The following is a 21,384-nucleotide window of genomic DNA, read 5'->3' on the forward strand; positions in this document are numbered from 1 at the left end:
GATTATGATTAGTTGTTTGCCAAACTCATCATACTATTCCAATAATCCATTCCGCCAAGTGTATAGATAACATGCAAGTTATTAAGATAATTCAAAGCAGCTGGTTGATTATAGTTTTGTCCATTAATATAATACGAGTTTTTAAACTTCCCAAGAATACTTCCGTCTTGTCCGTATCTTGAATATTCATCTGAAGTGATATTATTATAATTGTCACATGTATCATTTATCTGTGCTATATCAGCATAAAATTTTGAAGTCAGACTCAGTATGTTATATGATTCCAACCCTGTGATCTCTTCTAAACGAATATGGCATAGCATATATTGATTTGTATTCGCATCAAATACTAAATAATCACAATGTTTATCTGTTTTCTCAATAGGAATTGAGATATCTTTGAAATTATCTGTGCTTTTATAAATCCTATATCGTGCACCATTATTCATATTGTAATTTATAAGTTTATCCTTGTACACTTCAATATGCTCAGAAACACCATCGCCATCTAAGTCATAATCACCTTCGAAATCCCAGCCAGTACCATAAACTGGAGTTGCCGTAGTAGTTATAATTTCAGTTGTAGTTGTCTCTGCTGTTGAAGTTGATCTAGATGTTGCGGAAGTAGTTGCCGTAGTCGCATCCAATGTTGATTCATCGGTTGTTAAAGGAGTGGTTACTGTTGTCAACGATGTACCAGTAACCTCAGAAAAAACCGCTTTGTCGTCATGCTTTTTATCTTTCGAAATACTAGCCGCGAAAAATAGAAGTCCTCCAAGAACAACTATCAATGCAATTATTACTGAAACTGTAATGATAGTTTTCTTGCGTGAGTTTCTGCTTGCTTCAACCGCCTGTGTTTGCATAAAGGCAGAACTGTCCGCGTACTTTGTTTCATTGCCTGCTGAATAGCTTGTGTTTCCTGCGTAAACCGTTGCCGGAGATTTAGTCGCAGCAAAGCCTGAACCGCTGACATATGCATCGACCTTCGGAGCATTCAGTTTGTCCAGGTCAGCAAGCATTTCGCTCATATTGGCATATCTGGTATCAGCTTCATATGCACAAGCCTTTAGTATTATTTTTGAAAAAGAATCGCTTGCATTAGAAGGCGGCGGCAGTTCCTCACCGCTCATACGTTTATCTATTGCTTCTTCAGTTAAAACCGTATCCTCGAATGGGAAAAGCCCGTTGTTCATAAACTGATAAAGACAGATTCCCAGTGAATAAATATCTGCCTGAGCAGAATAAGCCGAAGCATAACCTGACTTAGCTGAATAAACCTCCGGAGCAATATATCCCTCAGTTCCAGCAAAGGAACGAGTGTATGAAGTCTGCTTTGCAATGTTGAAATCTCCGAGCTTGTACGTTCTGTTCTTTGAAATAAAGAAGTTGGACGGTTTAACGTCACGATGGATAACACCGATATCGTGAGCTGCTTTAAGTCCGTTTCCTATTTCTTTCGCAAGTCGGATTACATTTGCTTCATCTGTGTTGAGCTGCCTTGATGTCATTATTTCATAGACATTCTGCAAAAGCTCCATTCTTATGAGGAAGATATATCCTGAAAGCTTCCCGTTTTTTATGAATTCTTTAACGGTTTCCTCTTCATAGCTGACAATATTGGGACAGTTCCTGAGCTTATACATTATCGCGGATTCTTCTTCAATTTCTGCACGCTTCTGTTTAAGAAACAATAAACTGCGCTCCTCATCGTCAGCAAAGCGTTCATCAGGGAGAATAGGCTCGATTTTCAGAGCAGCCACATCTACACGTTTGGTTCTTTCAGCTTCAACACGGTATACCACACTGAAACCACCTGAGCCTATTCGCCCTTTTATGTACCAGTTTTCCCACAACGGCTGTGGGATTTGTTGTAACACATCTTCAATAATAACATCGATGTTCATGGCTGCTCCTTATAATTCAAATAGAAAAACAGTAGACTTACAGGGTATTCCTGCAAGGAACGATCAGTATGATAAATATGTTTTGAAACCTTCGCCTACAAGTACAGTGTACTTATTATTGATTTCTTCAGACATTGGATGGCTATATGATTTTTCATCAAAGTATAAGAGCGTTGATTTATCTGGATATAATTCAGACAATTGAAACGCACCTGCATTTCTTGGAATATGGCAATATCCGATAAACTTTTCACCTGTATTTTTATCTTCCATCAGACCGTAATAATCGCTTCCGGACATACTCATCTTGTTTGTATAACTCTCAACAAGTTCTCCATTATCATAAATTCTAATCTGGTCTTGCAAAAAAACGTTATAGCCTTGTAACATGCTAAATCCTTCACCGGAGTACTCACCACTATATTCTGCTATCGCTTCTTCAATTCCATCAGAATCAATATCTGCATAAACAACATTTTTAAGTGAAAACTTACCATATATTGGCACACTGGTAGTCCCATCGAAAAGAGTATTGTCATAATTGAATGAATACTCATTTTGATCTGGAACGGTTAAAGGAACTCCTTCAGTCGCACCACATACACTGCACTTCTTTGGTGAAGTATATGTTGCTTCCAACCAATCATGAGGAACGACTTCATCAGGCTTATCTTTGTTGATGATATAATGAGAACAAGAATAGCCGCTAAGTCCCTTTTCTTCATATTCGACCTTGAACCAGTCTTTATTGTCGTCAAGATAATATGCCTTTATTTCTGTGCCTTTGGAAATTGTTCCCAGTATTTCTGAATCAAAGGACGGAGCAGCTCTGACAGAGAGGTCATCGGATTCAGTATTTATTATTCCTACAAATTCATTCGGATCCTTTGTTGTAGTAGTTGTAGTAGTTTCTGTTGTTGCAGCAGCCGTTTGAATTGAAGAAATTGTAGTTGTTTCTACAGAAACAACTGCTTCAATAGCAGAGGTGCTAGATTCTTTATCAGAGCTTTTATCATTCAGGCTCTTTGCCGCGAAAAAGAGAAGTCCGCCAAGAACGGCTATCAGAGCAATAATTGCCGAAACTGTAATAATAGTCTTTTTGCGTGAACTCCTGCTCGCTTCAGCTGCCTGCGACTGCATATAGACAGAACTGTCCGCGTACTTGGTTTCATTACCTGCTGAATAGCTCGTATTTCCTGCGTAAACCGTTGCTGTGGATTTTGGCGCAGCAAAGCCTGCACCGCTGACATACGCATCGGCCTTCGTAGCGTTCAGCTTGTCCAGATCCGCAAGCATTTCACTCATATTGAAATATCTGTCCTCAGGAGCAAACGCACACGCCTTTAGGATTATTCGAGAAAAATCTGCACTTGCATTTTTCGGAGGTGGGAGCTGTTCTCCACGCATACGCCTGTCTATGGCAGTTTCGGTGTTCTCTGTGTCCTCAAACGGGAACAGTCCTTTATTCATCAGCTGATAAAGACAGATTCCAAGTGAATAAATATCTGCCTGAGCGGAATATGCTGACGCATTTCCAGACTTTGCTGAATAAACCTCGGGAGCAATATATCCTTCAGTTCCCGCAAATGAACGTGTATATGAAGTCTGCTTGGCAATGTTGAAATCTCCGAGCTTGTATGTCCCGTTTTCTGAAATGAAAAAGTTTGAAGGCTTCACGTCACGGTGGATAACACCAATATCGTGAGCAGCTTTAAGTCCGTTTCCTATTTCTTTTGCAAGTCGGATTACATTTGATTCATTTGTGTTAAGCTGCCGCGAGTTCATAAGGTCATAAATATTCTGCAGGAGCTCCATTCTGATGAGGAATATGTAGCCTGCAAGCTTTCCATCACGGAGGAACTCCTTGATATCTTCTTCCTCATAGCTCACCACATTTGGACAGCCTTTGAGCTTATACATTATTGAAGTTTCTTCTTCAATGTCAGCTTTTTTCTGTTTCAAGAAGGAGGCACAACGCTCATCATTTAATGCTATGCGTTCATCAGGAATAATTGGTTCTATTTTTAATGCAGCTGTATCAATTCGACTTGCTCTTTTCGCTTCTACACGGTATACCACACTGAAACTACCAGAGCCTATCTTCTCTTTTATAGACCAGCTCTCCCATAACGGCTGAGGTAGCTGACTGATTGCTTCATCAATGACTTTATTAATATCCATATCGCCAAATCTCCGTAAAATGTCTTTAATAATTTATGACAACGCACGTTACATTATCTTCGCCGCCGTTTTTTATTGCTTCTTTAACAAGGGAAGCGGATGGAGAAACTGAGTCGGCATATATTGTATCAAGTATTTCTTTGTCCGTGCACATATCTGTCAATCCGTCGCTGCATAATAGCAGTACAGAATTTGACAAAGGAAAAGGTGCATAAGAATGGAATGAAACGCCAACACCTCGATCATCAGAGCCGATGTATGATGTCAGCTTGTGAGCATCGGAACTCGTACGCGCCTCTTCTTCATTATAGATATTGGCTTTAAGTTTTTTTACAGCCAATGTCTGATCTTCAGATATTTGTTCTATTGCTCCCGCTGAAATGCGATAGATACGACTGTCTCCCACACTGAACGTGTATACTGCTCCGTTAACGATAACTACCAACGCCATAGTACAGCCACTTCTTTTACATCTGTTTTGGATTATCATATCGCATATGCGACTGTTTGCAACAGATATATATCGCTCAATGAATTCCTTTAGGTTTATCTTTTTTGCTTTTTTGCCACTGAGCTTATCAGCAAATTCTTTTAATGTTTCAGCTGCTATCCTTGACGCTTCTTCACCATATGCCTCGCCGCCCATTCCGTCAAAAACCGAAAAAAAGCTTATGAAATCAGCGTTGATATTTATGTTAAATGAGGCGGACTTGCTCGTCTTATAACCAATGCCCGTAACAAAAAAATTATCCTCGTTTTCTTCTCGAATTCTTCCTGGATTTGTAGATACTGAAACTAAGATAACACTATGATTGTTTTGTGAGTTATCCTCTTCGTTCCGCGATTTCTTTTTTAAAAAGTCGAACACCATTATCGCACCTCATTTATGATCCGCGGTTTCTGATTTTTAGGCTGACAATTGAAATAATTACACATACTAAGCCGATTGCTACGATACATATCCATGAGTTTAACAGGTTATGAGCAGTTGCATCATAAGCCTGCTCGGCTTCTATCCTTACAACATTCGGAAATGCCTGACTGAGTTTATATGGCAGGTCTTTGCTGTTCAGGTCGCCGATGCTCCCAAGTGCAGACATTCCCCATTTGCTGAAAGTGATGTATGCAAACTTTTTGAACCACCCACGAAGCTCAAATAATACACCGCCCATAACCAGTTGCATTATCAATACAAACGGCATAGTTGTCATAGCGACATTGGGAGTGGATGCTATTGAGGATATCATTATGCCCATCATATCCGAACACCAGATCATCAAAAAGAGCGTAATAAGGTATTCTATAATCGAGGACCCAAATATAATACCCGTAGATGGGAAATCAATGAATATCGTGCAGATCAAAACCAGTATAATGCTTTGTATCAGACAAAGTACAAAATCAAAAAAAACATGAGATAGAACGTATGCGGTGATTTTCAGTCCTGCCCGATATTCGCTTGTTATAGTATCATGCTCTTTGCAGACACGCTGAATTGAATTAAAAACTCCGATCCATATCGCAGCTGAAATGATTGCAAAGAAGCCTGACTTTGTATCATCATACGTTGTAAACATATCCTTCCCGACGATGATGCATACGAGGAAAGATATGAAAGATGCAGTAATAATGTTTTTCCAGTCACCTTGATTCATGAACAGTCTGTAGTTTTTAGAAACATAAACAGGTATCTGCTTTATAACTGATGGCATCGACATTTCAGCCTCTCCTTGTTTTTTCAAACTTTTCTATAAATTCATCTCCGCGGCCTTTTCCGCCTTCATAATTGATTTCAAGAACGATTTCGCTCAGTTTCTTGACACCAAAAAACACAAGCGCATTAGGTATGTCACCGTAATAAGCGAGATGTCCTGCGCCGTCTTTCTGGCTCTTTGCCAGAACGATAACTTTAGTGTATTTCTCAAAAACATCGTCTGGATAATGTGATATCATAAGACCTGCTGCTCCGTTGGCAGTTGAAGAACAGAGCTCTCTGGTATTATCCTCAGATTCCTCTTTGGTGATCGGTGCTGTGAGCTGATTTATCTGGTCTTTCCGGCCGGCAACATCTAATCCCGCATCAGGCTCATCAAATGTGAAGAAACGCATGTCACCGACAGCTTTTATTGCGACCTGAACTCTTTTACGCTGCCCTCCGCTGATCACAGCGAGCTTGCTGTCACGAATACTGTTAAGCATCATTTTTTGTATGACCGATTCAACTCTTTGTTCTATCTCCTGTCTGCTATGATCGGCAGATAATTGAAGAAGTGCAGAGTCGAGAATAGTATGATAAACCGTATCATTTGCTCTGTAATCGGGATATTGAGGTACAATTCCTATCTTCTGTTTCAGAAGGTGAAGATTACGCCTATGGTATAATTCCATTCCGTCCAGTAAGATCGAACCGTCAACTTCAAGACCTTCCTGTACTTTCTGACCTGTGATTGCCTTGATAAAAGTTGATTTTCCTGCTCCGGCTCCACCCAATATAAGAATAAAATCTCCTGATTCAATATCCAAGTTGATATTTCTTAGAAGATCCTTTTCTTTTGTGAATAGTTTTTTCTTTACATATACCCTGGCGATATTCACTGACATAATTGTCTGCCGTTCATCGTAACAGAATCCGGAGGTTTCAGAGGGACTCGATTGAACGTCGTTATAAATGATCTCTTTTCCTGTAAAGACAAGAGTTTTATCTGCTATTCTTATTACATCAAACGGATCAAGGAACCGTTCTCCGGATATTACCTCTTTGTTCACTATTACTCCGTTCATACTTCCGTTATCCGTGATCAACCACCTGTTCCCAGAACGCTTTAGTGTCGCATGATTACGTGAAACCATAAAGTCAGACAGGATAATATCAGCTGATTCGCGTCCGATTACAACTATATCTCTGTTCTGCAACGGATATCTCTGCCATTGTTCATCAGGTGATATAGCAGTGCTGAATATCATTTCAACGGCAGAGGAGTGTGGGTCATTCAATGTACTTCTGTCGATCCTTAAAACATCGCCGTCCTGAAGTGCGACAGATTTTGTTCCTCGGGCATTGTATGATTCCATTTTTTGTCCATTCAGGAAAGTGCCATTCAAGCTGTTGTTATCCTTATAATAATAGATACCGTCAATATATGAAAAATCGCCATGATTCCGTGAAACAATAGGAGACTTTAAAGTAATATCACTGCGTATCTCAACATCTTCTCTTCCAAGCCTCATGTCGCCATTGAGCTTGATAAGCCTTATGGGCTCTCCGCGTTCTAATATTATAAGTGTTGCTGGCTTTGGAGGGAGCGGCGCATAATATATCGTTCTATTATCCATAATACTCCTGTTCATTTCAATTTGAAATGTGTTATTATTTCCAAAAATTTAAGTTGATGTGCTATACAAATTATACTATATTACATATGAAAAGTCAATATATTCCAAATGATTTCGTAAAGTCGAATTCCAACGAAGGAAAAGGAATTCATTACTGTTCCATTTCTAAAAAACGCAGCATATTAATCCTGTGATTTTTTTATATATGTGACTTGATTCACAATGATAATAAGAATTTTAGCCTTTACAGACAGAAGCAACGATGGTACAATGGTGGCAATTAAGTAAGGCTTGCTGATGCGGTACTCATGATTGCCAAAACAAAAACCGCTTAGAAGTCTATTCTGAGCGGTGTTCTAATGGAGCTGGAAACGTGATTTGAACACGCGACCTCAAATTACAATAAAGCAAGAATCCCGATGCACAGCATCGGGATTTTACCATCCTATTCGATTTTTAGTTTTCTGCGTTAATCACATCTTACATCAGAAAGGTTTCCCCCGATAATTCCATATAAAGTTCCTATATAAGTATTACTGTCAGCCTCATGGCATGTTTTTACAGTATCTTTTCAGGCTGACCCATAGGCGGCATGAGATATGCCTCTGCCTCCTCAAGGTGGAAAGTTTTCATAACATAGCCTGTTTTCTCATTGTAGATCTCTCTGAGAACAGGACTGTTCTCCAGCATAGCATCGGCGTACTTGACGTCCTCGTCGAAAACAATCTTTCCTGTGTAGCGAAGCCATAAGCCCTCGGGCTTGCATGCTACTATCTCACAGAGAGGATTAGCCAGCATCTGTCTGTAGACTGCCTTGAAGTCGCCTACTGCGAAGTGTACAACACCGTCTACCTCAACGTGTGCGCCGAAAGGTCTCAGCTTAGGCTGTGCACCGTCGTTTGTTGCAACGTAGAAGATACCTGCTTCTGTAAGAAAATCGTTTAGTTTGCTCATAGTTGATTACCTCCTTGGAACATTTGGTTTGTCGTTTATATCATTCCTCGAACAGCGGAGTTGAGAAGTATCTCTCCGCAGTATCGGGAAGAATGGTCACTACTGTCTTGCCCTCGCCCAGCTTTTCGGCAAGCTTCAGGGCTGCGGCAACATTTGTACCGCTGGATATGCCGCACATTATACCCTCTTTTGCGGCTAAATCCTTGGCAGTCTGTATAGCCTCCTCGTCAGTGACTATATAGATATCGTCGTAGATATTCTGGTTGAGGATATCGGGTATGATACCGTCGCCAATGCCCATCTGCAGGTGAGTTCCGATGTTTCCGCCTGCAAGTATGGCAGCGTTCTCGGGCTCTACAGCCCAAATCACCATATCGGGATACTGAGCTTTCAGAGCTTCGCCTATGCCTGTGATAGTGCCGCCTGTGCCGATGCCCGAGCAGAAGCCGTCTATCTTGACTGCTGTCTCCTCCAGTATCTCCAGCGCTGTGTGGTACTTGTGAGCGCCGATATTGTTCACGTTGGCGAACTGCTGAGGAACGAACACATTCTCGTCCTCCTCAGCCATTTTCAGAGCCGTATCAAGACAGGTCTGTATGCACTTGCCGATATCGCCGTCGTCATGGATAAGTATCACCTCGGCACCGTAGTGCTTGACCAGCTTGCGGCGCTCCTCGCTGACGGAATCAGGCATGATGATTATGGTCTTATAGCCTTTAACAGCTCCCACAAGAGCAAGACCGATACCCTGATTGCCGCTGGTGGGCTCCACGATTATTGTACCCTCGTGTATCTTGCCCTCCTTTTCGGCGTGGCGTATCATGTTGTAGGCTGTACGTGTCTTTATGGAGCCGCCCACGTTAAGTCCCTCGAACTTAACGTAAACGTCTGCGTTTCCCTTTTTGTTCATTCGGCTGAGCTTTATCATGGGAGTATGTCCCATAGCTTCCAGAATGTTGTTGTATATCATTGGATTACCCCTTTATCATTACTTATGTCTTGTATAGCAATTCACGGGACGATGCAGGCATCGCCCCCTACACTATGCACTGATCACTCTTCGGCAGAAGCGAACTGGCTCTCGTGACGTGTGAAGAAGTCCGTTCTCGGCGGCAGGAATTTCAGCTTGTGATCCTCCCCTGTGAAATATGTCAGCGGTTCAAGGATAGTATCCCATGACCAGATTCGCTCGTCAACTTCAAGATACTCGCGGAGCTTCTCTGTGCCGAAAGGAGCCATTGGGTGGAGGAGCACTCCTGTTATCCTTATCATGTAGAACAGGTTCGCAAGAGCCTGCTTGAGCGCTTCCTTGTCGGGATATTCGCCTGTGAGCGCCTTTGCCATGTACTTGCTGCCGTTGCGGATATAGCTGTCCAGAACGTAGGTGCACTGGTGGAAGGCAAACTTTGACATATGTCTCTCGTATTCGAGAACTGCCTTTTTTGCGTCCTCGCGGAACTTCTCCTCGGGAGCATTGTTTGGCATAACGCCGTCAAGCTCCTTCTGTGCGGTATAGAAAGCTGTTCTTATCATACGGTTGAAAACGTTTGACAGGAGCAGTCCGTCCTTTACAACGGGATCTGCGTCCTCGGGCTTTGCGTCGGGATTGTAGGGCTTTGGCATGAAGCTTACGGAGCGCTGTCCCAGACCAAGTCCCAGCCAGTGCATACGGAGCTGCTCGGGAGTATAGTGATTGAGCAGGTCGTCAGCCATAGGCGGCTTTACTGCGCCCGAGCTTGAAGCCTTTTTGTCAAGGAAGAGGATATGGTGGTTAGCCACGATAACAGGGAGCTGGAGCTCTCCGTCGGCAGGTGAAGCGGTCTTTGTGTCGCTCTCCTGCTGAGCCATCCACATTGCAGGCTCGGCAATACCGTAGAAGTAGATATTGTCCTGACCGATGAACTGGTACACTGTAGCGTCCTTGCTGCACCAGTAGTCGCGCCATTCTTCCTTGTCGTGACCGATAGATTCAAGGTAAGTCTCTGTGAATGAGATAGGAGCCCACAAGGACTCGGGCCATACCCATACAGTAAGTCCCTCAACGCCGTCCATAACGGGGGCTGGTACTCCCCACTCGATGTTTCCTGTAAGACGGAAAGGCACAAGGGTCTTGCCTGTTCTGTAGCGTATTCCGTTCTCGGTGAGTACGCGGCAGGCTTCATCGCAGTCGGAGAGCTTGTCGAACTCGATAGTGAAGGAGGGCTTTTTCGGCTCCTCGATATAGTTGTGCACGGGCATAGAGCCTTTCAGCTCCATGTACTTCTCCTCGAACTCACGCTTGATATAGATAACGGGCTTCTTTAAGAACTCGTCAATGGTCTTCCATACTACGGAACGGATATCCTTGCGCTTTTTCAGTTCCTCCACCCAGTCTTTCATGAGCTGCTCATAGTCGCGGAGCTTGAAATACCAGTTGGTAACGGGCTTCATGGTGGGAGTTTCGCCTGTAAGGGTGCTGACAGGATTTATGAGGTTCTCGGGCATATACTGATGTCCCATGTCGCACTCGTCTGCATAGCCCTTTTCAGAGGTACAGCCGTCAACGGGGCACTTGCCTATTACCTGTCTGCCGTTGAGGAACACACCTGCCTTTTCGTCGAAGAACTGCATGGTGGTTATCTGGTTCAGCTGTCCCTTTTTGTGGAGGGAGCTGATAAAGCGGTCGGTAACGGAAGCGTGTATCTCCTTGGAACGTCCCAGTCCCGAAGCTGCAAACAGATTGGGAGCTATACCGTAAGCGGCAAGAGTCTCCTTCTGCTTGTTGTGATTTCTCTGTACGAAATCCTCAAGGGAGCCCTCAAACTCGCCGTTCTTGACCTTTACGCGCCAGCCCTCTGCAATAGGTGAGCCGTAGCAGTCCGTACCGCTGACGAAGATGACATTTTCCTTGCCTATGCGGTCTCTCAGGAAGCGTGCATAGGTATCCGCAAATACAAGCATACCACCCACGTGACCGAAGTGGAGCTCCTTGTTGCCGTAGGGCATACCGCCTGTGACTACAGCCCTTTTCGGGAACACAGGACGGGGTATCTCAAAATTTTTCTTTTCTTTATTGTCTGACATTTTATTTTCCTCTTAACATTATTCGTTTTATTTTGGGTGGGACGTCGAGGACGCCGTCCCCTACAAAACATGATCGTTTAACGAGGAACGCCGAGGGTGGCGTTCCCTACATTGTGTCATTTATAATTTGTGAATAATTGGCGGGCGGATAATATCCGCCCCTACTACTCTCTACTTTCTACTCACTACTCACTAATCAGGCGAATGCCTGAAGACGCCTGCGTGTTATCTCCTCGCCAAGAACATGGCTCACTTCCCAGATATCGGGAGCATTTGCATGTCCTGTGAGAGCTATACGGAGCATATTTGTGATATGGACGATGCTTCCCTTGAACTGGTCGGGGTTCTTCTTGTAGTCCTTCGGCTTTACTGCAAAGCCCATTTCCTCGGTGATAGCCTTTATCTTGTCGAACCACGCCGCGCTGTCGTCGTTATGGTCGTAGCTTGCAAGATATTTGCCGAAGAATTCCTTCACTGTTGCTTCGTCGCACTCCTCGGGCATTGGGTCTGACACTGTGAATTTCTCGTCATAGTAGAAGCTCATGAAGTCGCATGCCTGCTTCCATGTCTCGATGTCACGTCTCGGCTTTGCGCCGCCTCTGCCAACATTGAGAGCTGCAAGTGTTCTCTCGGGATACTTGTTGATAAGTTCTGCGAAGTCCTTGTCGTACTCATTGCACCATTCCAGCCAGCCGTCATAGACCTGCTGTGCAGGCATACGGCAGATAACGTTCTTGGAAATATCGCGGAGCTTGTCAAGGTCAACAAGAGCGCCCGATACGGACATCTTCTCCAGTGTGTACGGGAATTCGTGATAATCGGTCTCGGGATTTGCGATTCTCCACTCCTCGTAGTTGGAGTTGAGCAGAGTGAGGAGGAACTCCCAGATAGCGTCTCTGCTGATACCCTCCTGCTGATAGTAGGACAGAGCCAGCTCGGGGTCCTTTCTCTTGGAGAGCTTTCTCTTGCCGCCTGTCTCACCGTCTATCTTCATGAGTGTTGCTGTGTGGCAGTAGATAGGCTGCTTCCAGCCGAGAGTGTTGAACAGCTCAACGTGCATCGGCAGTGATGATATCCACTCCTCGCCGCGGATAACGTGGGTGGAGCGCATGAAGTGGTCGTCCACAACGTGTGCGAAGTGATATGTGGGGATACCGTCGCTCTTGAGGAGCACGAAGTCCATGTTGTTTCTTGGCATTTCCAGCTTTCCGCGGATAGCGTCCTCAACGGCGATAGTCTCGCCTGTCTCCTGACCTCTGAAACGGAGCACCCACTCCTTGCCTGCTTCGATATTTGCCTTTATCTCGTCAAGACTCAGGTCGCGGCACTTTGCATACTCGCCGTAAACTCCGGGGTTCTCCTTGTTTGCGGTCTGCTGCTCGCGGATAGCCTCTATCTCCTCTGCTGTCATGAAGCAGGGATAAGCAAGTCCTCTTTCGGTGAGGAGCTTTGCAAATACGTGGTAGATGTCCTTACGCTGACGCTGTCTGTAGGGACCGTAGCTGCCGTTGTCGCCCTCTGCTGTAGCGCCCTCGTCGAAGTGAACACCGAAGTAGTCCATAGCATTGATGACGGTCTCAACTGCTCCCTCAACCTCACGCTTGTTGTCGGTATCCTCGATTCTCAGGTAGAAAACGCCCTTTGACTGATGAGCGATACGCTCACCGATGATAGCGTTGTAGAGGTTGCCAAGATGTACGAAGCCTGTGGGGCTGGGACCTATACGGGTAACGTTAGCTCCCGTGGGGAGCTCCCTCTCGGGGAAACGAGCCTCGATATCCTCGGGAGTTGCCGTAACATCGGGAAAAAGGTAGTCTGCAAGTGCTTTATAATCCATAGTATCAATCCTTTGTAAAAATTCCGTCTGCCTGCTGACAGACACATTTAATTTATTATACCACACTTGAGCTATAAAGTCAAATAGTAGGGGCGGATAATATCCGCCCGAGCCGTTAGCCTTTAGCTTGTAGGGGACGGTTACTCCCTACAGTGTAGGGAGATGTCCGAAGGACAGAGGGTCGCGGCTTCTGTTGGAAGTCCTCGACGTCCCGTGCTTTACGATGCCATTAACATGAACTTGCTGTAGGGGCTGCCTTTGGCAGTCCGCAAGTAAGTAGTGAGTAGAGAGTAGAAAATAGTAGGGACGCGCATTGCGCGTCCGCCTGTGAATCCCACACGAATTATAAATGGCACATAAAAACTCCCCTCGTGTGAGGGGAGCTTTTTATTTTGATCAAAAATAATAATACCAAGTACCAACAATCTTTCCATTTATTTTTGTATAGCCCCATCTACCTATTTTTTTCTTTGTAGAGCCATAGAACTGTCGGCAGCAATTACAATTTAAATATTTTACTTCATAAATATATCCATCTGAATACCATGATTCCCATTTCTGAACAACATAAGTATTATCTGCACGATGATACTGACAAGCTGCATTTGCTGTAAGTGTGTTTACAGACTTTGGATTAACATTTTTTGCGATTGTTGTTCCGGAACCGAGAAGCTTAAATGCTAATGCGATTGCTGAAACTTTTTTGAATACGTTCTTCATTTGTTTTACATTCTTTACAATAATATTTAAAGTTGGCCAACTTTATGTGTCACATTATATAACAATAAATATTTTTTGTCAACATTCCATGCAATTATACGCAATAATTGCCCAGCCCGCCCAATTATTGCTGTCACGCTTTTACCTCAAGAAAACGCACCAGCATATTCCATGTGGGACAGTCCACGGCGCCGCTGTCGGGAAGTCCCGAACACTGCTGGAAGCTCCGCACGGCAGCCGCCGTTGCCTCGTCGAACTCGCCGCAGACGCTCACCTTTGGCATATTGTCATACCACGCCGCAGCTTTCCACAGCATTGCCTGTATGATATAGACCAGTTCGCCGCTGTCGCCCTCACAGGCTTTGAAGCTCCGCGAGGGAAAGGCGTGATAGGCTGCGGGAGAGCCGTCAAGATAATCGCGGTAGATAGCCGCTATCCTGTTCCATGTGGCAGCGTCGGTCTCGCCTGTGACGGGAAGTCCGTATGTGCGCTGAAAGGCTTCCACAGCGGCTTTTGTATCCGCGTCGTATACTCCGTCGGGGAGTATCTGGGGTATGTTCTTATCGAACATGGATATGGCGTAAAGGTATGTCTGGAGCTCGCGTATGTGCTCCCTTTTCTGCTGTTCTGTGTATGGCATGAAATTACTCCTTAACAAAATATTTGTTTTTTTGTAACTTTATTCATTTATTTTTCATTTCTTTGTAACTCGATTCACTAATTTGTAAATTGAATTACCAAATTGTAACTTGACCGTGAACTATTATCGTCGTATAATTTTATGTAGAGGGTCAAAACATTGACCTTAAATTTTATAAAAAGGAATGATACAAATGAAGAACACACTCAAAAAGGTACTCTGTACCGCTCTCGCAGCTGTTTCACTCTCAGCTATGGTAACTGTTCCGTCATCGCTCAACAAGCCAAATTCGGACAATTCTATCGTTAATGTAATGGAAGCTGATGCAGCGAAAAAAGAAAGATGCGTTGATTATAAGCTCTACAAAGCAGTAAAAGCAGGAAAAATAAGAAGCACTCCTACTCTTAAAGCCGATAATGTTATCAATACTTTTAAAAAGGGCGATGTTTTTATCGGCTATGACACTTCAAACAACTTTATAAGCATAGCTCCTAAAACAAGAAACGGAAATTGGGCTGTAGACAATAATTATGCAAACCTCTATCAGAAAAAGGGCTGGATATATACTAAAGGCGGACATCTTGACGATGACAGCTGTACCTTCACAATACAAAGAGGACAGAAGACTAGAGTTGAACCTAGCTGTAGTGCAATTTATGACGGAAAGTTTTATGGTAAAGGTCGTAAAATAACTGTCCAGAAAATCACCTTGGAAAAAGTTACCGAGGGCAAATATCGTTTATGGGGCTATTTTGAATCAGATGGTTCTGGGCATTGGATACGTATTGTAGGAGGTGAGCATGAAATAGACGTAAATGGTGCAAATGTCAATGACCCTGAAGTCAAATCAGATAATTTCTATATTCAGCGAGAAATAGAGAATATGATGCATAAAGCAACGTCATTTTACCAAGTTAAATAATCATTTTATCTTCCCTCCCCGTGAGGGGAGATTTTTTTGTCTTGCATACACGGGCGGCGGGACGCCGCCCCTACATTCTCAATTCTCAATTCACGGGCGGATAGCTTTGCATATAGCATTGCCAGCCAAATCAAAGATTTGGGGCACTGCTTAATATCCGCCCCTACAAGCTAACGGCTCGGACTGCCAAAGGCAGCCCCTACACTCTCAACTCTTCACTCTTAACTCTCAACTACTTGATAGTGTAGCCGGGGTTCTGGTAGGGGCGCTTGTCGAAGCCGTACCGCAGGTCGGAATATACTCCCGCTATCCTGTCCCATGTGACAGCTCCCACTATGCCCGTGGGGTCAATGCCGAACTGCCGCTGGAACGCCGTCACCGACTGCTTGGTGAGCGGTCCGAAATAGCCCGTATCGCTCACTGCAGGGATATTGGGATAGCTCCTGTTGATGTAGGTAAGGTACTGCTGTATGGTCTTTACGGAGTCGCCGCTGGCTCCCTCGCGTAGCACCGTGTTGGGATAGAGTGCCACGTAGGTATACTGGGGCGGCACGCTCTCCACTATGCCCTGATATGCGCGGTAGAGGTCGTTGCGTGTGGCACGGTCAACTACTCCCGTCTGGGGAAGTCCGAACACACGCTGGAAGGACTTCACGGAGCGCTCTGTCTGCTCGCCGAAATAGCCTGTTATCTCCACGGGTATGACCGCTTCGTAGTATGCTCCCACAACAGCAAGGTAGTATTGCAGCATGCTCACCTCTATGGACTGCATGCCGATACTGAGATTCTCCTTGAACTGAGGGGATATCTCCTCGAAGCGCACTCCCTCGGAGTCAAGCTCCGCAAGGCGCTTCACGCTGGTAAATATGTAGGTTATCTTGTACCATGTAGCCGCGTCCACCGTTCCCGTGGGTTCAAGTCCGAAGACCTGCTGGAACTTCCTCACTGCCGCTTCCGTTGCCGTGTCGAACACTCCGTCTGCGGCAGGTATCTTGGGTATGGCAGGAAAATTCCGCGAGATACGGTTCAGCCACACCTGCACGTACTTCACATCGTTGCCGAATGAGCCGTTTTTCAGCTCCAGACCGCCGTATGATGGCATTGCCGACTGCACGGGAGCATTCTGCACTATCTCTATGTCGTCCCCGTAGTAGTATTTCAGTATCTCAAGGGAATTGTAGCCACGCTCCGCAAGATATTGTGAGCCCCACTGTGACAGCCCGTCGCAGGTAGTAGTCGTTCCGTTGCAGAACGCCGTGAACAGGGGCTCCACCCTGCCCTGCCGCCTTATGTAGTCGTTGAACAGGTCATCAACAAGGTAGCTGATGTTCTCGAAGTACTCTCTGCCGTTGATGAACTTCTGGTCGAACTGAGTGGTTGCGGTGATGTCGAAGTCATACCCCCGGGAGCGGTACCACTCCGTATAGATGCGGTTCAGTGCAAAGGAAACTATGGCGTAGATATTGGCGCGGAGTGCGCTGACGTTCCATGTGGGGTATATCTCGCTGGAAGCCACATTCTTCACGTAGGAAGCAAAGTCCACCGTCACATCGGGAGCATTGGAATCGGGAAAGCCCAGATGCACCGTGATAGTCTCGGGGATAAAGGGCGTGCCTGTAAGCATGGGTCACTCCTTTCTGCCGCCGAAGCTCGGCTCTGCGTTGTAATATGTCACAGTCTCGTCGGAGCTGTTCATCATAAGGGGCACGGGTATCAGGTTGAAGTTCTGGACTGAGGTTATCCCCGAGAATACAGGCACATCTACGCTCCTTGCGCGGAAGAATCCCTCTGCGGAAACACTTACGTCAAAGAGGTTGTAGGGGCGCTCATCGGGGTCGGGAGCCTGAGAGTGTACAAGGTCGGGGACGGGAAGCTCAAACTTTGGAGAGACTCCGCTCTCGTCGGTAACTCCCGAGGCAAGGATAAGCCGTCTGCCGTCAACTACGGCTGTGACCGCGACTACAGCTCCCGCAACTGCCGAGGAGTCGTCGCCTGTACGGACATTCACCAGTATATAGCCCTTTTCAGTGCCGAGAAGCTCCTCTGAGAAGTACTCGGGAGGCTCATTGTCCTCAGTACTTGCCGTGCCGAAGTCCGTATCCAGCTCCGACAGGTCGGGCTCGGGATAGCGGCTGTTGTAGTCCTCGGGAGAGCCGTTTGAGTCCTCGTCCATGTGCTCCGCATACACCGTATCGTCGGGAGCATTCTCCTTTGCGTCCTCTGTCTCCTGCGGCTCGGGAGCATATTTCTTCGGCTCCTCATGAGGAACGCTTCTGCTGTAGAGCTTCATGAGCTCCTGCTTGTATTTTTCTGTATCAAGGTCTCTGTTATTCATATCATCAACTCCTGCGCATTGCCTGTGCCCTCCGTTATTACGGTGGCATTGAGCGGCAGCAATTTTGTTTACTCTACATTCTATTCCTGCTACATCGCGATTATTACTTTACATTCAACCGCACTTATGGTATAATATATAACTATGTAGGGGTGCCCTTTGGGCGTCCGCAGGTTTCAATGGAATTAAGACGGGCTGCCAAAGGCAGCCCCTACAGAGCTAAAGGCTAATGCCTAACGGCTCGGGCGGCGTTTCGCCGCCCCTGCAATTATGAATTATGCATTGTGAATTATGAATTAAATAAAGGGAGATATTATATGAAGAAGAAAACCACAGTACAGTCCACGCAGAAAAAGCCCCTGCCGAAGATACTGAAAAACAAATGGTATCTCTACATGACCGAGTTCTTCGCAGGAATGTCCGTCATGGCTGTGGAGCTTGGCGCAAGCAGGCTTCTCGCCCCCTATTTCAGCTCCTCGCAGATAGTCTGGACTATCATCATCGGTACTATCATGATAGCAATGGCGCTGGGCAACATCTACGGCGGCAGGTCTGCCGACAAGGACCCTGACCCCGACAAGCTCTACGGACGCATACTCATAGCCTCTGTGTGGATAGCGGCTGTGCCTTTCATCGGCAAGCTTGCCATTGCAGGCATTGCCGGACTTCTTGTCATCACCGTCAATACCAACTTCCTCATATGGGCAGCCTTTATCACCTGCATGGCTGTGTTCGTATATCCCCTTTTCCTCCTCGGAACAGTCACTCCCTCACTTGTGAAGTACACCGTGGACTCCCTTGACGACAGCGGCAGCACCGTGGGTACTCTTGGAGCTTTCAACACTATCGGCTCAATTATCGGCACATTCGTCCCCACATTCATCTCTATCCCCGCTGTGGGAACTGCCGTGACATTCCTTATCTTCGCAGGCATAATGCTCCTTATCGGTATCATCTATTTCATAAGCAGCAAAACAGGCGCAGTAAAGACTGCTGCGGCTTCTGTTCTGTTCATCGTATGCTGCTTTGCTTCACCCTCTATGGGCTTTGCATTCTGGGAGAAGGGTCTCACCTATGAGGGCGAGTCCGTATACAACTACTTACAAGTCAGCGAGGACGACAGCAATGTGTATCTCTCCACCAACGTCCTCTTCGGAGTCCAGTCCGTCTACGTAAAGTCGGGAGAGCTCTCGGGTATGTACTATGACTACGCCATGGCAGCTCCCCTTATGACCGAAAAGCCAGATTCTGCGGATATTCTTGTCCTTGGCATGGGTACAGGAACCTACGCCAAGCAGTGCACTACCTATTTCAGCGATGTTACTGCCGAGGGAGTTGAGATAGACGACAGGATAACCGACCTTGCAAGGGAGTACTTCGAGCTCCCCGAGGATATAAAGGTCACCACCTACGACGGCAGAGCCTTTCTTGCCGCCTGTGACAAAAAGTACGACGTTATCATGGTGGACGCTTATCAGGACATCACTATCCCCTTTCAGATGTCCTCAGTGGAGTTCTTCGCTCTCGTCCGTGACCACCTCAACGAAAACGGCGTAATGGTGGTCAATATGAATATGCGCTCCGACAGCGCAGACGGCATCAATAACCGTCTGGCGGACACTATCTCCGCAGTATTCGGTCAGGTCTGCACCGTGGACGTTAAAAGCTCCACCAACCGCGAGCTCTTCGCTTCAAACAACGCCCATATGCTCACTCTACTGAGAGACAACACGGAGAAGCTTGACAACCAAGCCCTGAAAGCCATGATGAACACCGTTCAGGCGGAGCTCGTCCCCTATGTTTCGGGCGGAAAGATACTCACCGACGATAAGGCTCCCGTGGAGCTTCTGGGTATGCGAGTCATAGACGATATCATACAGGACGAGCTGGTCTACTACAAGGAGCAGTTCAAGGAAAAGGGCATACGCGGCTTGCTGGAATAATGAGCAGTAAGTGCATGGACTCCCATGTGTACAACCCTTGACATTGTGATGAAATTACGGTATAATGAATGCAAAAGCATTCATTATAATTGATCTTAATACCCTTGCAGATGCGCAAATCAAAGATTTGCTCCCTGCAATCGGGCGATTATACCATATTCGCTTCGCTTATATGGTATAATGAATGCAAAAGCATTCATTATAATTGATCTTAATGCCCTTGCGGATACGCAAATCAAAGATTTGCTCCCTGCAATCGGGCGATTATACCATATTCGCTTCGCTTATATGGTATAATAAAAAAATCGCAATCGGCTTTTTTGCTGTGAAAGGATATATCATGAACGTAACGAAAATCATTTCTGCCATACTGGCACTTATGGCAGCTGTTCTCATAGCCATGGCAGGTAAGTCCTGTGCCAAGGACGCAGCAGAGAAAAATGCTGCACGGCGCAGCCGCAATACTACCGAAGCTCCGAGCTACCACCTCATTACAGATCCTCCGTATGAAAACGACGATGGCGATCTTCCGCATCTCGTCGAGGACGATACTGATGAAGCTGTTACCGAGCGTGAATACGTGACCGTCACTAATATTTTCGGAGACGTTGTTGAGACAATACCCGTAACTACTCCGGAAGAGGCTCTTATCCCCACAACTACGCTGTCTATACTTGATGCATACAATCAGGAGCACAGCGTCGAAGAGTATGTCCCTCCAACTGTTGAGTACGGCACTGTAGACGAGCATATAACCATAGAAATATACTGATGAACTTTCTCGGCATAAAAAACCGAGTAAGCTAACATATATCAGATCTACAAAAGGAGAAATTATTATGGTAATCATCGAAATGGAAAACGGCAAGAAGATAAAGATAGAGCTCTATCCCGATATTGCTCCTATCTCATGCGAGAACTTTGAGAAGCTTGTTAAGCAGGGCTTCTATGACGGTCTCACATTCCACAGAGTTATCCCCGGCTTCATGATACAGGGCGGCTGTCCAAACGGTACAGGCACAGGCGGTCCCGGCTGGCACATCAAGGGCGAATTCGCTGCAAACGGCGTAAAGAACGACCTCAAGCACACAAGAGGAGTTCTCTCAATGGCTCGTTCCATGATGCCCGACTCAGCAGGCTCACAGTTCTTCATCATGCATGAGGACGCTCCTCACCTTGACGGCAACTATGCTGCATTCGGCAAGGTAGTAGAGGGTATGGACGTTGTTGACGAGATAGCACAGTGCGCTACAGACTACAACGACAAGCCTACAACTCCACAGGTAATGAAGAAGGTAACAATTGAGTAATTCATAATGCATAATTAAAGGCTTCACATTTATGTGAAGCCTTTTTGAGGTTTTATGCTTTCTTTTTCCATATTAGCATTATTGCAATAGTAATTGCCCAGCTTACACCAAGACACAAGGGACTCACAATATACGCAAGCCCTGAAACAGCAATGATGCCTAAAAAATAAGCCTTCATAAAAACCTCCTTTCTTTTCAAAAGGCGGAAACAAGTTTCCTTCACGGCTATTATAAAGATT

18 protein-coding genes are annotated in these 21,384 nt (G+C 45.6%); 4 read left to right on the forward strand and 14 right to left on the reverse strand.

What is annotated here, in order from left to right:
- Nucleotides 1–8 precede the first annotated feature (8 nt).
- From N774_RS0105935 to N774_RS0105985, 11 genes are all read right to left on the reverse strand, one after another.
- Entirely contained in the window at nt 9–1,907 is a 1,899-nt protein-coding gene (locus tag N774_RS0105935; protein WP_024860359.1) for a serine/threonine-protein kinase, read from the reverse strand.
- 63 nt (nt 1,908–1,970) lie between these two features.
- Nucleotides 1,971–4,088 carry a serine/threonine protein kinase gene (locus N774_RS0105940; protein WP_024860360.1) on the reverse strand — a complete coding sequence of 706 codons (2,118 nt, stop codon included), beginning with the start codon at nt 4,086–4,088 and terminating at the stop codon, nt 1,971–1,973.
- A gap of 25 nt (nt 4,089–4,113) precedes the next feature.
- Nucleotides 4,114–4,959 carry a PP2C family protein-serine/threonine phosphatase gene (locus tag N774_RS0105945; protein WP_024860361.1) on the reverse strand — a complete coding sequence of 282 codons (846 nt, stop codon included), beginning with the start codon at nt 4,957–4,959 and terminating at the stop codon, nt 4,114–4,116.
- A gap of 13 nt (nt 4,960–4,972) precedes the next feature.
- Nucleotides 4,973–5,830: an ABC transporter permease gene (locus N774_RS0105950; RefSeq protein ID WP_155250363.1), complete on the reverse strand. Its 858-nt coding sequence runs from the start codon at nt 5,828–5,830 to the stop codon at nt 4,973–4,975.
- Nucleotides 5,808–7,421, reverse strand: a complete 1,614-nt coding sequence (locus N774_RS0105955) for an FHA domain-containing protein (protein WP_024860363.1) — start codon at nt 7,419–7,421, stop codon at nt 5,808–5,810. Before N774_RS0105955 ends, N774_RS0105950 begins: the two co-directional genes overlap by 23 nt.
- Nucleotides 7,422–7,979: 558 nt before the next feature.
- Nucleotides 7,980–8,375 carry a pyridoxamine 5'-phosphate oxidase family protein gene (locus tag N774_RS0105960; protein WP_024860364.1) on the reverse strand — a complete coding sequence of 132 codons (396 nt, stop codon included), beginning with the start codon at nt 8,373–8,375 and terminating at the stop codon, nt 7,980–7,982.
- Nucleotides 8,376–8,415: 40 nt separating this feature from the next.
- Nucleotides 8,416–9,345 (reverse strand): cysteine synthase A, encoded by a 930-nt coding sequence (gene cysK, locus N774_RS0105965; protein ID WP_024860365.1) that lies wholly within the window; start codon nt 9,343–9,345, stop codon nt 8,416–8,418.
- An 83-nt stretch (nt 9,346–9,428) separates the two neighbouring features.
- Entirely contained in the window at nt 9,429–11,438 is a 2,010-nt protein-coding gene (locus N774_RS0105970; protein WP_024860366.1) for a class I tRNA ligase family protein, read from the reverse strand.
- Between the two features lie 196 nt (nt 11,439–11,634).
- The gene (locus N774_RS0105975) at nt 11,635–13,275 is read right to left on the reverse strand and encodes a glutamate--tRNA ligase (RefSeq protein WP_024860367.1); all 1,641 of its coding nucleotides are present in this window, start codon (nt 13,273–13,275) and stop codon (nt 11,635–11,637) included.
- Between the two features lie 396 nt (nt 13,276–13,671).
- Nucleotides 13,672–13,995, reverse strand: coding sequence for a hypothetical protein (locus tag N774_RS0105980; protein WP_024860368.1), 324 nt, complete (start codon nt 13,993–13,995; stop codon nt 13,672–13,674).
- A gap of 133 nt (nt 13,996–14,128) precedes the next feature.
- Nucleotides 14,129–14,635, reverse strand: coding sequence for a peptidoglycan-binding domain-containing protein (locus tag N774_RS0105985; protein WP_024860369.1), 507 nt, complete (start codon nt 14,633–14,635; stop codon nt 14,129–14,131).
- A gap of 193 nt (nt 14,636–14,828) precedes the next feature.
- Here N774_RS0105985 and N774_RS0105990 point away from each other — a divergent pair, with 193 nt between their 5' ends.
- Nucleotides 14,829–15,557 (forward strand): hypothetical protein, encoded by a 729-nt coding sequence (locus N774_RS0105990; protein ID WP_024860370.1) that lies wholly within the window; start codon nt 14,829–14,831, stop codon nt 15,555–15,557.
- Between the two features lie 232 nt (nt 15,558–15,789).
- Here the strand turns inward: N774_RS0105990 and N774_RS0105995 are convergent, their stop codons facing one another.
- Both N774_RS0105995 and N774_RS0106000 read right to left on the reverse strand, forming a co-directional pair.
- Nucleotides 15,790–17,181, reverse strand: coding sequence for a peptidoglycan-binding domain-containing protein (locus N774_RS0105995; protein WP_024860371.1), 1,392 nt, complete (start codon nt 17,179–17,181; stop codon nt 15,790–15,792).
- A gap of 3 nt (nt 17,182–17,184) precedes the next feature.
- A complete protein-coding gene (locus N774_RS0106000) occupies nt 17,185–17,892 on the reverse strand; it encodes a hypothetical protein (RefSeq protein WP_024860372.1) in 708 nt (235 codons plus the stop codon).
- 317 nt (nt 17,893–18,209) lie between these two features.
- Between N774_RS0106000 and N774_RS0106005 the strand changes: the two genes are divergently transcribed.
- The 3 genes from N774_RS0106005 (at nt 18,210) to N774_RS0106015 (ending at nt 21,145) form a co-directional block, all read left to right on the forward strand.
- Entirely contained in the window at nt 18,210–19,835 is a 1,626-nt protein-coding gene (locus N774_RS0106005) for a spermidine synthase (protein ID WP_051463381.1), read from the forward strand.
- Between the two features lie 340 nt (nt 19,836–20,175).
- Nucleotides 20,176–20,607, forward strand: coding sequence for a hypothetical protein (locus tag N774_RS0106010; RefSeq protein ID WP_024860374.1), 432 nt, complete (start codon nt 20,176–20,178; stop codon nt 20,605–20,607).
- Between the two features lie 67 nt (nt 20,608–20,674).
- Nucleotides 20,675–21,145 carry a peptidylprolyl isomerase gene (locus N774_RS0106015; RefSeq protein WP_024860375.1) on the forward strand — a complete coding sequence of 157 codons (471 nt, stop codon included), beginning with the start codon at nt 20,675–20,677 and terminating at the stop codon, nt 21,143–21,145.
- 52 nt (nt 21,146–21,197) lie between these two features.
- Here the strand turns inward: N774_RS0106015 and N774_RS19940 are convergent, their stop codons facing one another.
- Nucleotides 21,198–21,323: a hypothetical protein gene (locus N774_RS19940; RefSeq protein ID WP_278245152.1), complete on the reverse strand. Its 126-nt coding sequence runs from the start codon at nt 21,321–21,323 to the stop codon at nt 21,198–21,200.
- Nucleotides 21,324–21,384: the final 61 nt, after the last annotated feature.

It is taken from the genome of Ruminococcus flavefaciens AE3010 (genome assembly GCF_000526795.1).
GTDB lineage: Bacteria > Bacillota > Clostridia > Oscillospirales > Ruminococcaceae > Ruminococcus > Ruminococcus flavefaciens_D.

What these genes read in the sequence shown, in the direction of transcription:
- N774_RS0105935 (WP_024860359.1), bottom strand. Translation starts at nt 1,907, where the DNA reads ATGAACATCGATGTTATTATTGAAGATGTGTTACAACAAATCCCACAG.
- N774_RS0105940 (WP_024860360.1), bottom strand. Translation starts at nt 4,088, where the DNA reads ATGGATATTAATAAAGTCATTGATGAAGCAATCAGTCAGCTACCTCAG.
- N774_RS0105945 (WP_024860361.1), bottom strand. Translation starts at nt 4,959, where the DNA reads ATGGTGTTCGACTTTTTAAAAAAGAAATCGCGGAACGAAGAGGATAAC.
- N774_RS0105955 (WP_024860363.1), bottom strand. Translation starts at nt 7,421, where the DNA reads ATGGATAATAGAACGATATATTATGCGCCGCTCCCTCCAAAGCCAGCA.
- N774_RS0105960 (WP_024860364.1), bottom strand. Translation starts at nt 8,375, where the DNA reads ATGAGCAAACTAAACGATTTTCTTACAGAAGCAGGTATCTTCTACGTT.
- cysK (WP_024860365.1), bottom strand. Translation starts at nt 9,345, where the DNA reads ATGATATACAACAACATTCTGGAAGCTATGGGACATACTCCCATGATA.
- N774_RS0105970 (WP_024860366.1), bottom strand. Translation starts at nt 11,438, where the DNA reads ATGTCAGACAATAAAGAAAAGAAAAATTTTGAGATACCCCGTCCTGTG.
- N774_RS0105975 (WP_024860367.1), bottom strand. Translation starts at nt 13,275, where the DNA reads ATGGATTATAAAGCACTTGCAGACTACCTTTTTCCCGATGTTACGGCA.
- N774_RS0105980 (WP_024860368.1), bottom strand. Translation starts at nt 13,995, where the DNA reads ATGAAGAACGTATTCAAAAAAGTTTCAGCAATCGCATTAGCATTTAAG.
- N774_RS0105985 (WP_024860369.1), bottom strand. Translation starts at nt 14,635, where the DNA reads ATGCCATACACAGAACAGCAGAAAAGGGAGCACATACGCGAGCTCCAG.
- N774_RS0105990 (WP_024860370.1), top strand. Translation starts at nt 14,829, where the DNA reads ATGAAGAACACACTCAAAAAGGTACTCTGTACCGCTCTCGCAGCTGTT.
- N774_RS0105995 (WP_024860371.1), bottom strand. Translation starts at nt 17,181, where the DNA reads ATGCTTACAGGCACGCCCTTTATCCCCGAGACTATCACGGTGCATCTG.
- N774_RS0106000 (WP_024860372.1), bottom strand. Translation starts at nt 17,892, where the DNA reads ATGAATAACAGAGACCTTGATACAGAAAAATACAAGCAGGAGCTCATG.
- N774_RS0106005 (WP_051463381.1), top strand. Translation starts at nt 18,210, where the DNA reads ATGAAGAAGAAAACCACAGTACAGTCCACGCAGAAAAAGCCCCTGCCG.
- N774_RS0106010 (WP_024860374.1), top strand. Translation starts at nt 20,176, where the DNA reads ATGAACGTAACGAAAATCATTTCTGCCATACTGGCACTTATGGCAGCT.
- N774_RS0106015 (WP_024860375.1), top strand. Translation starts at nt 20,675, where the DNA reads ATGGTAATCATCGAAATGGAAAACGGCAAGAAGATAAAGATAGAGCTC.
- N774_RS19940 (WP_278245152.1), bottom strand. Translation starts at nt 21,323, where the DNA reads ATGAAGGCTTATTTTTTAGGCATCATTGCTGTTTCAGGGCTTGCGTAT.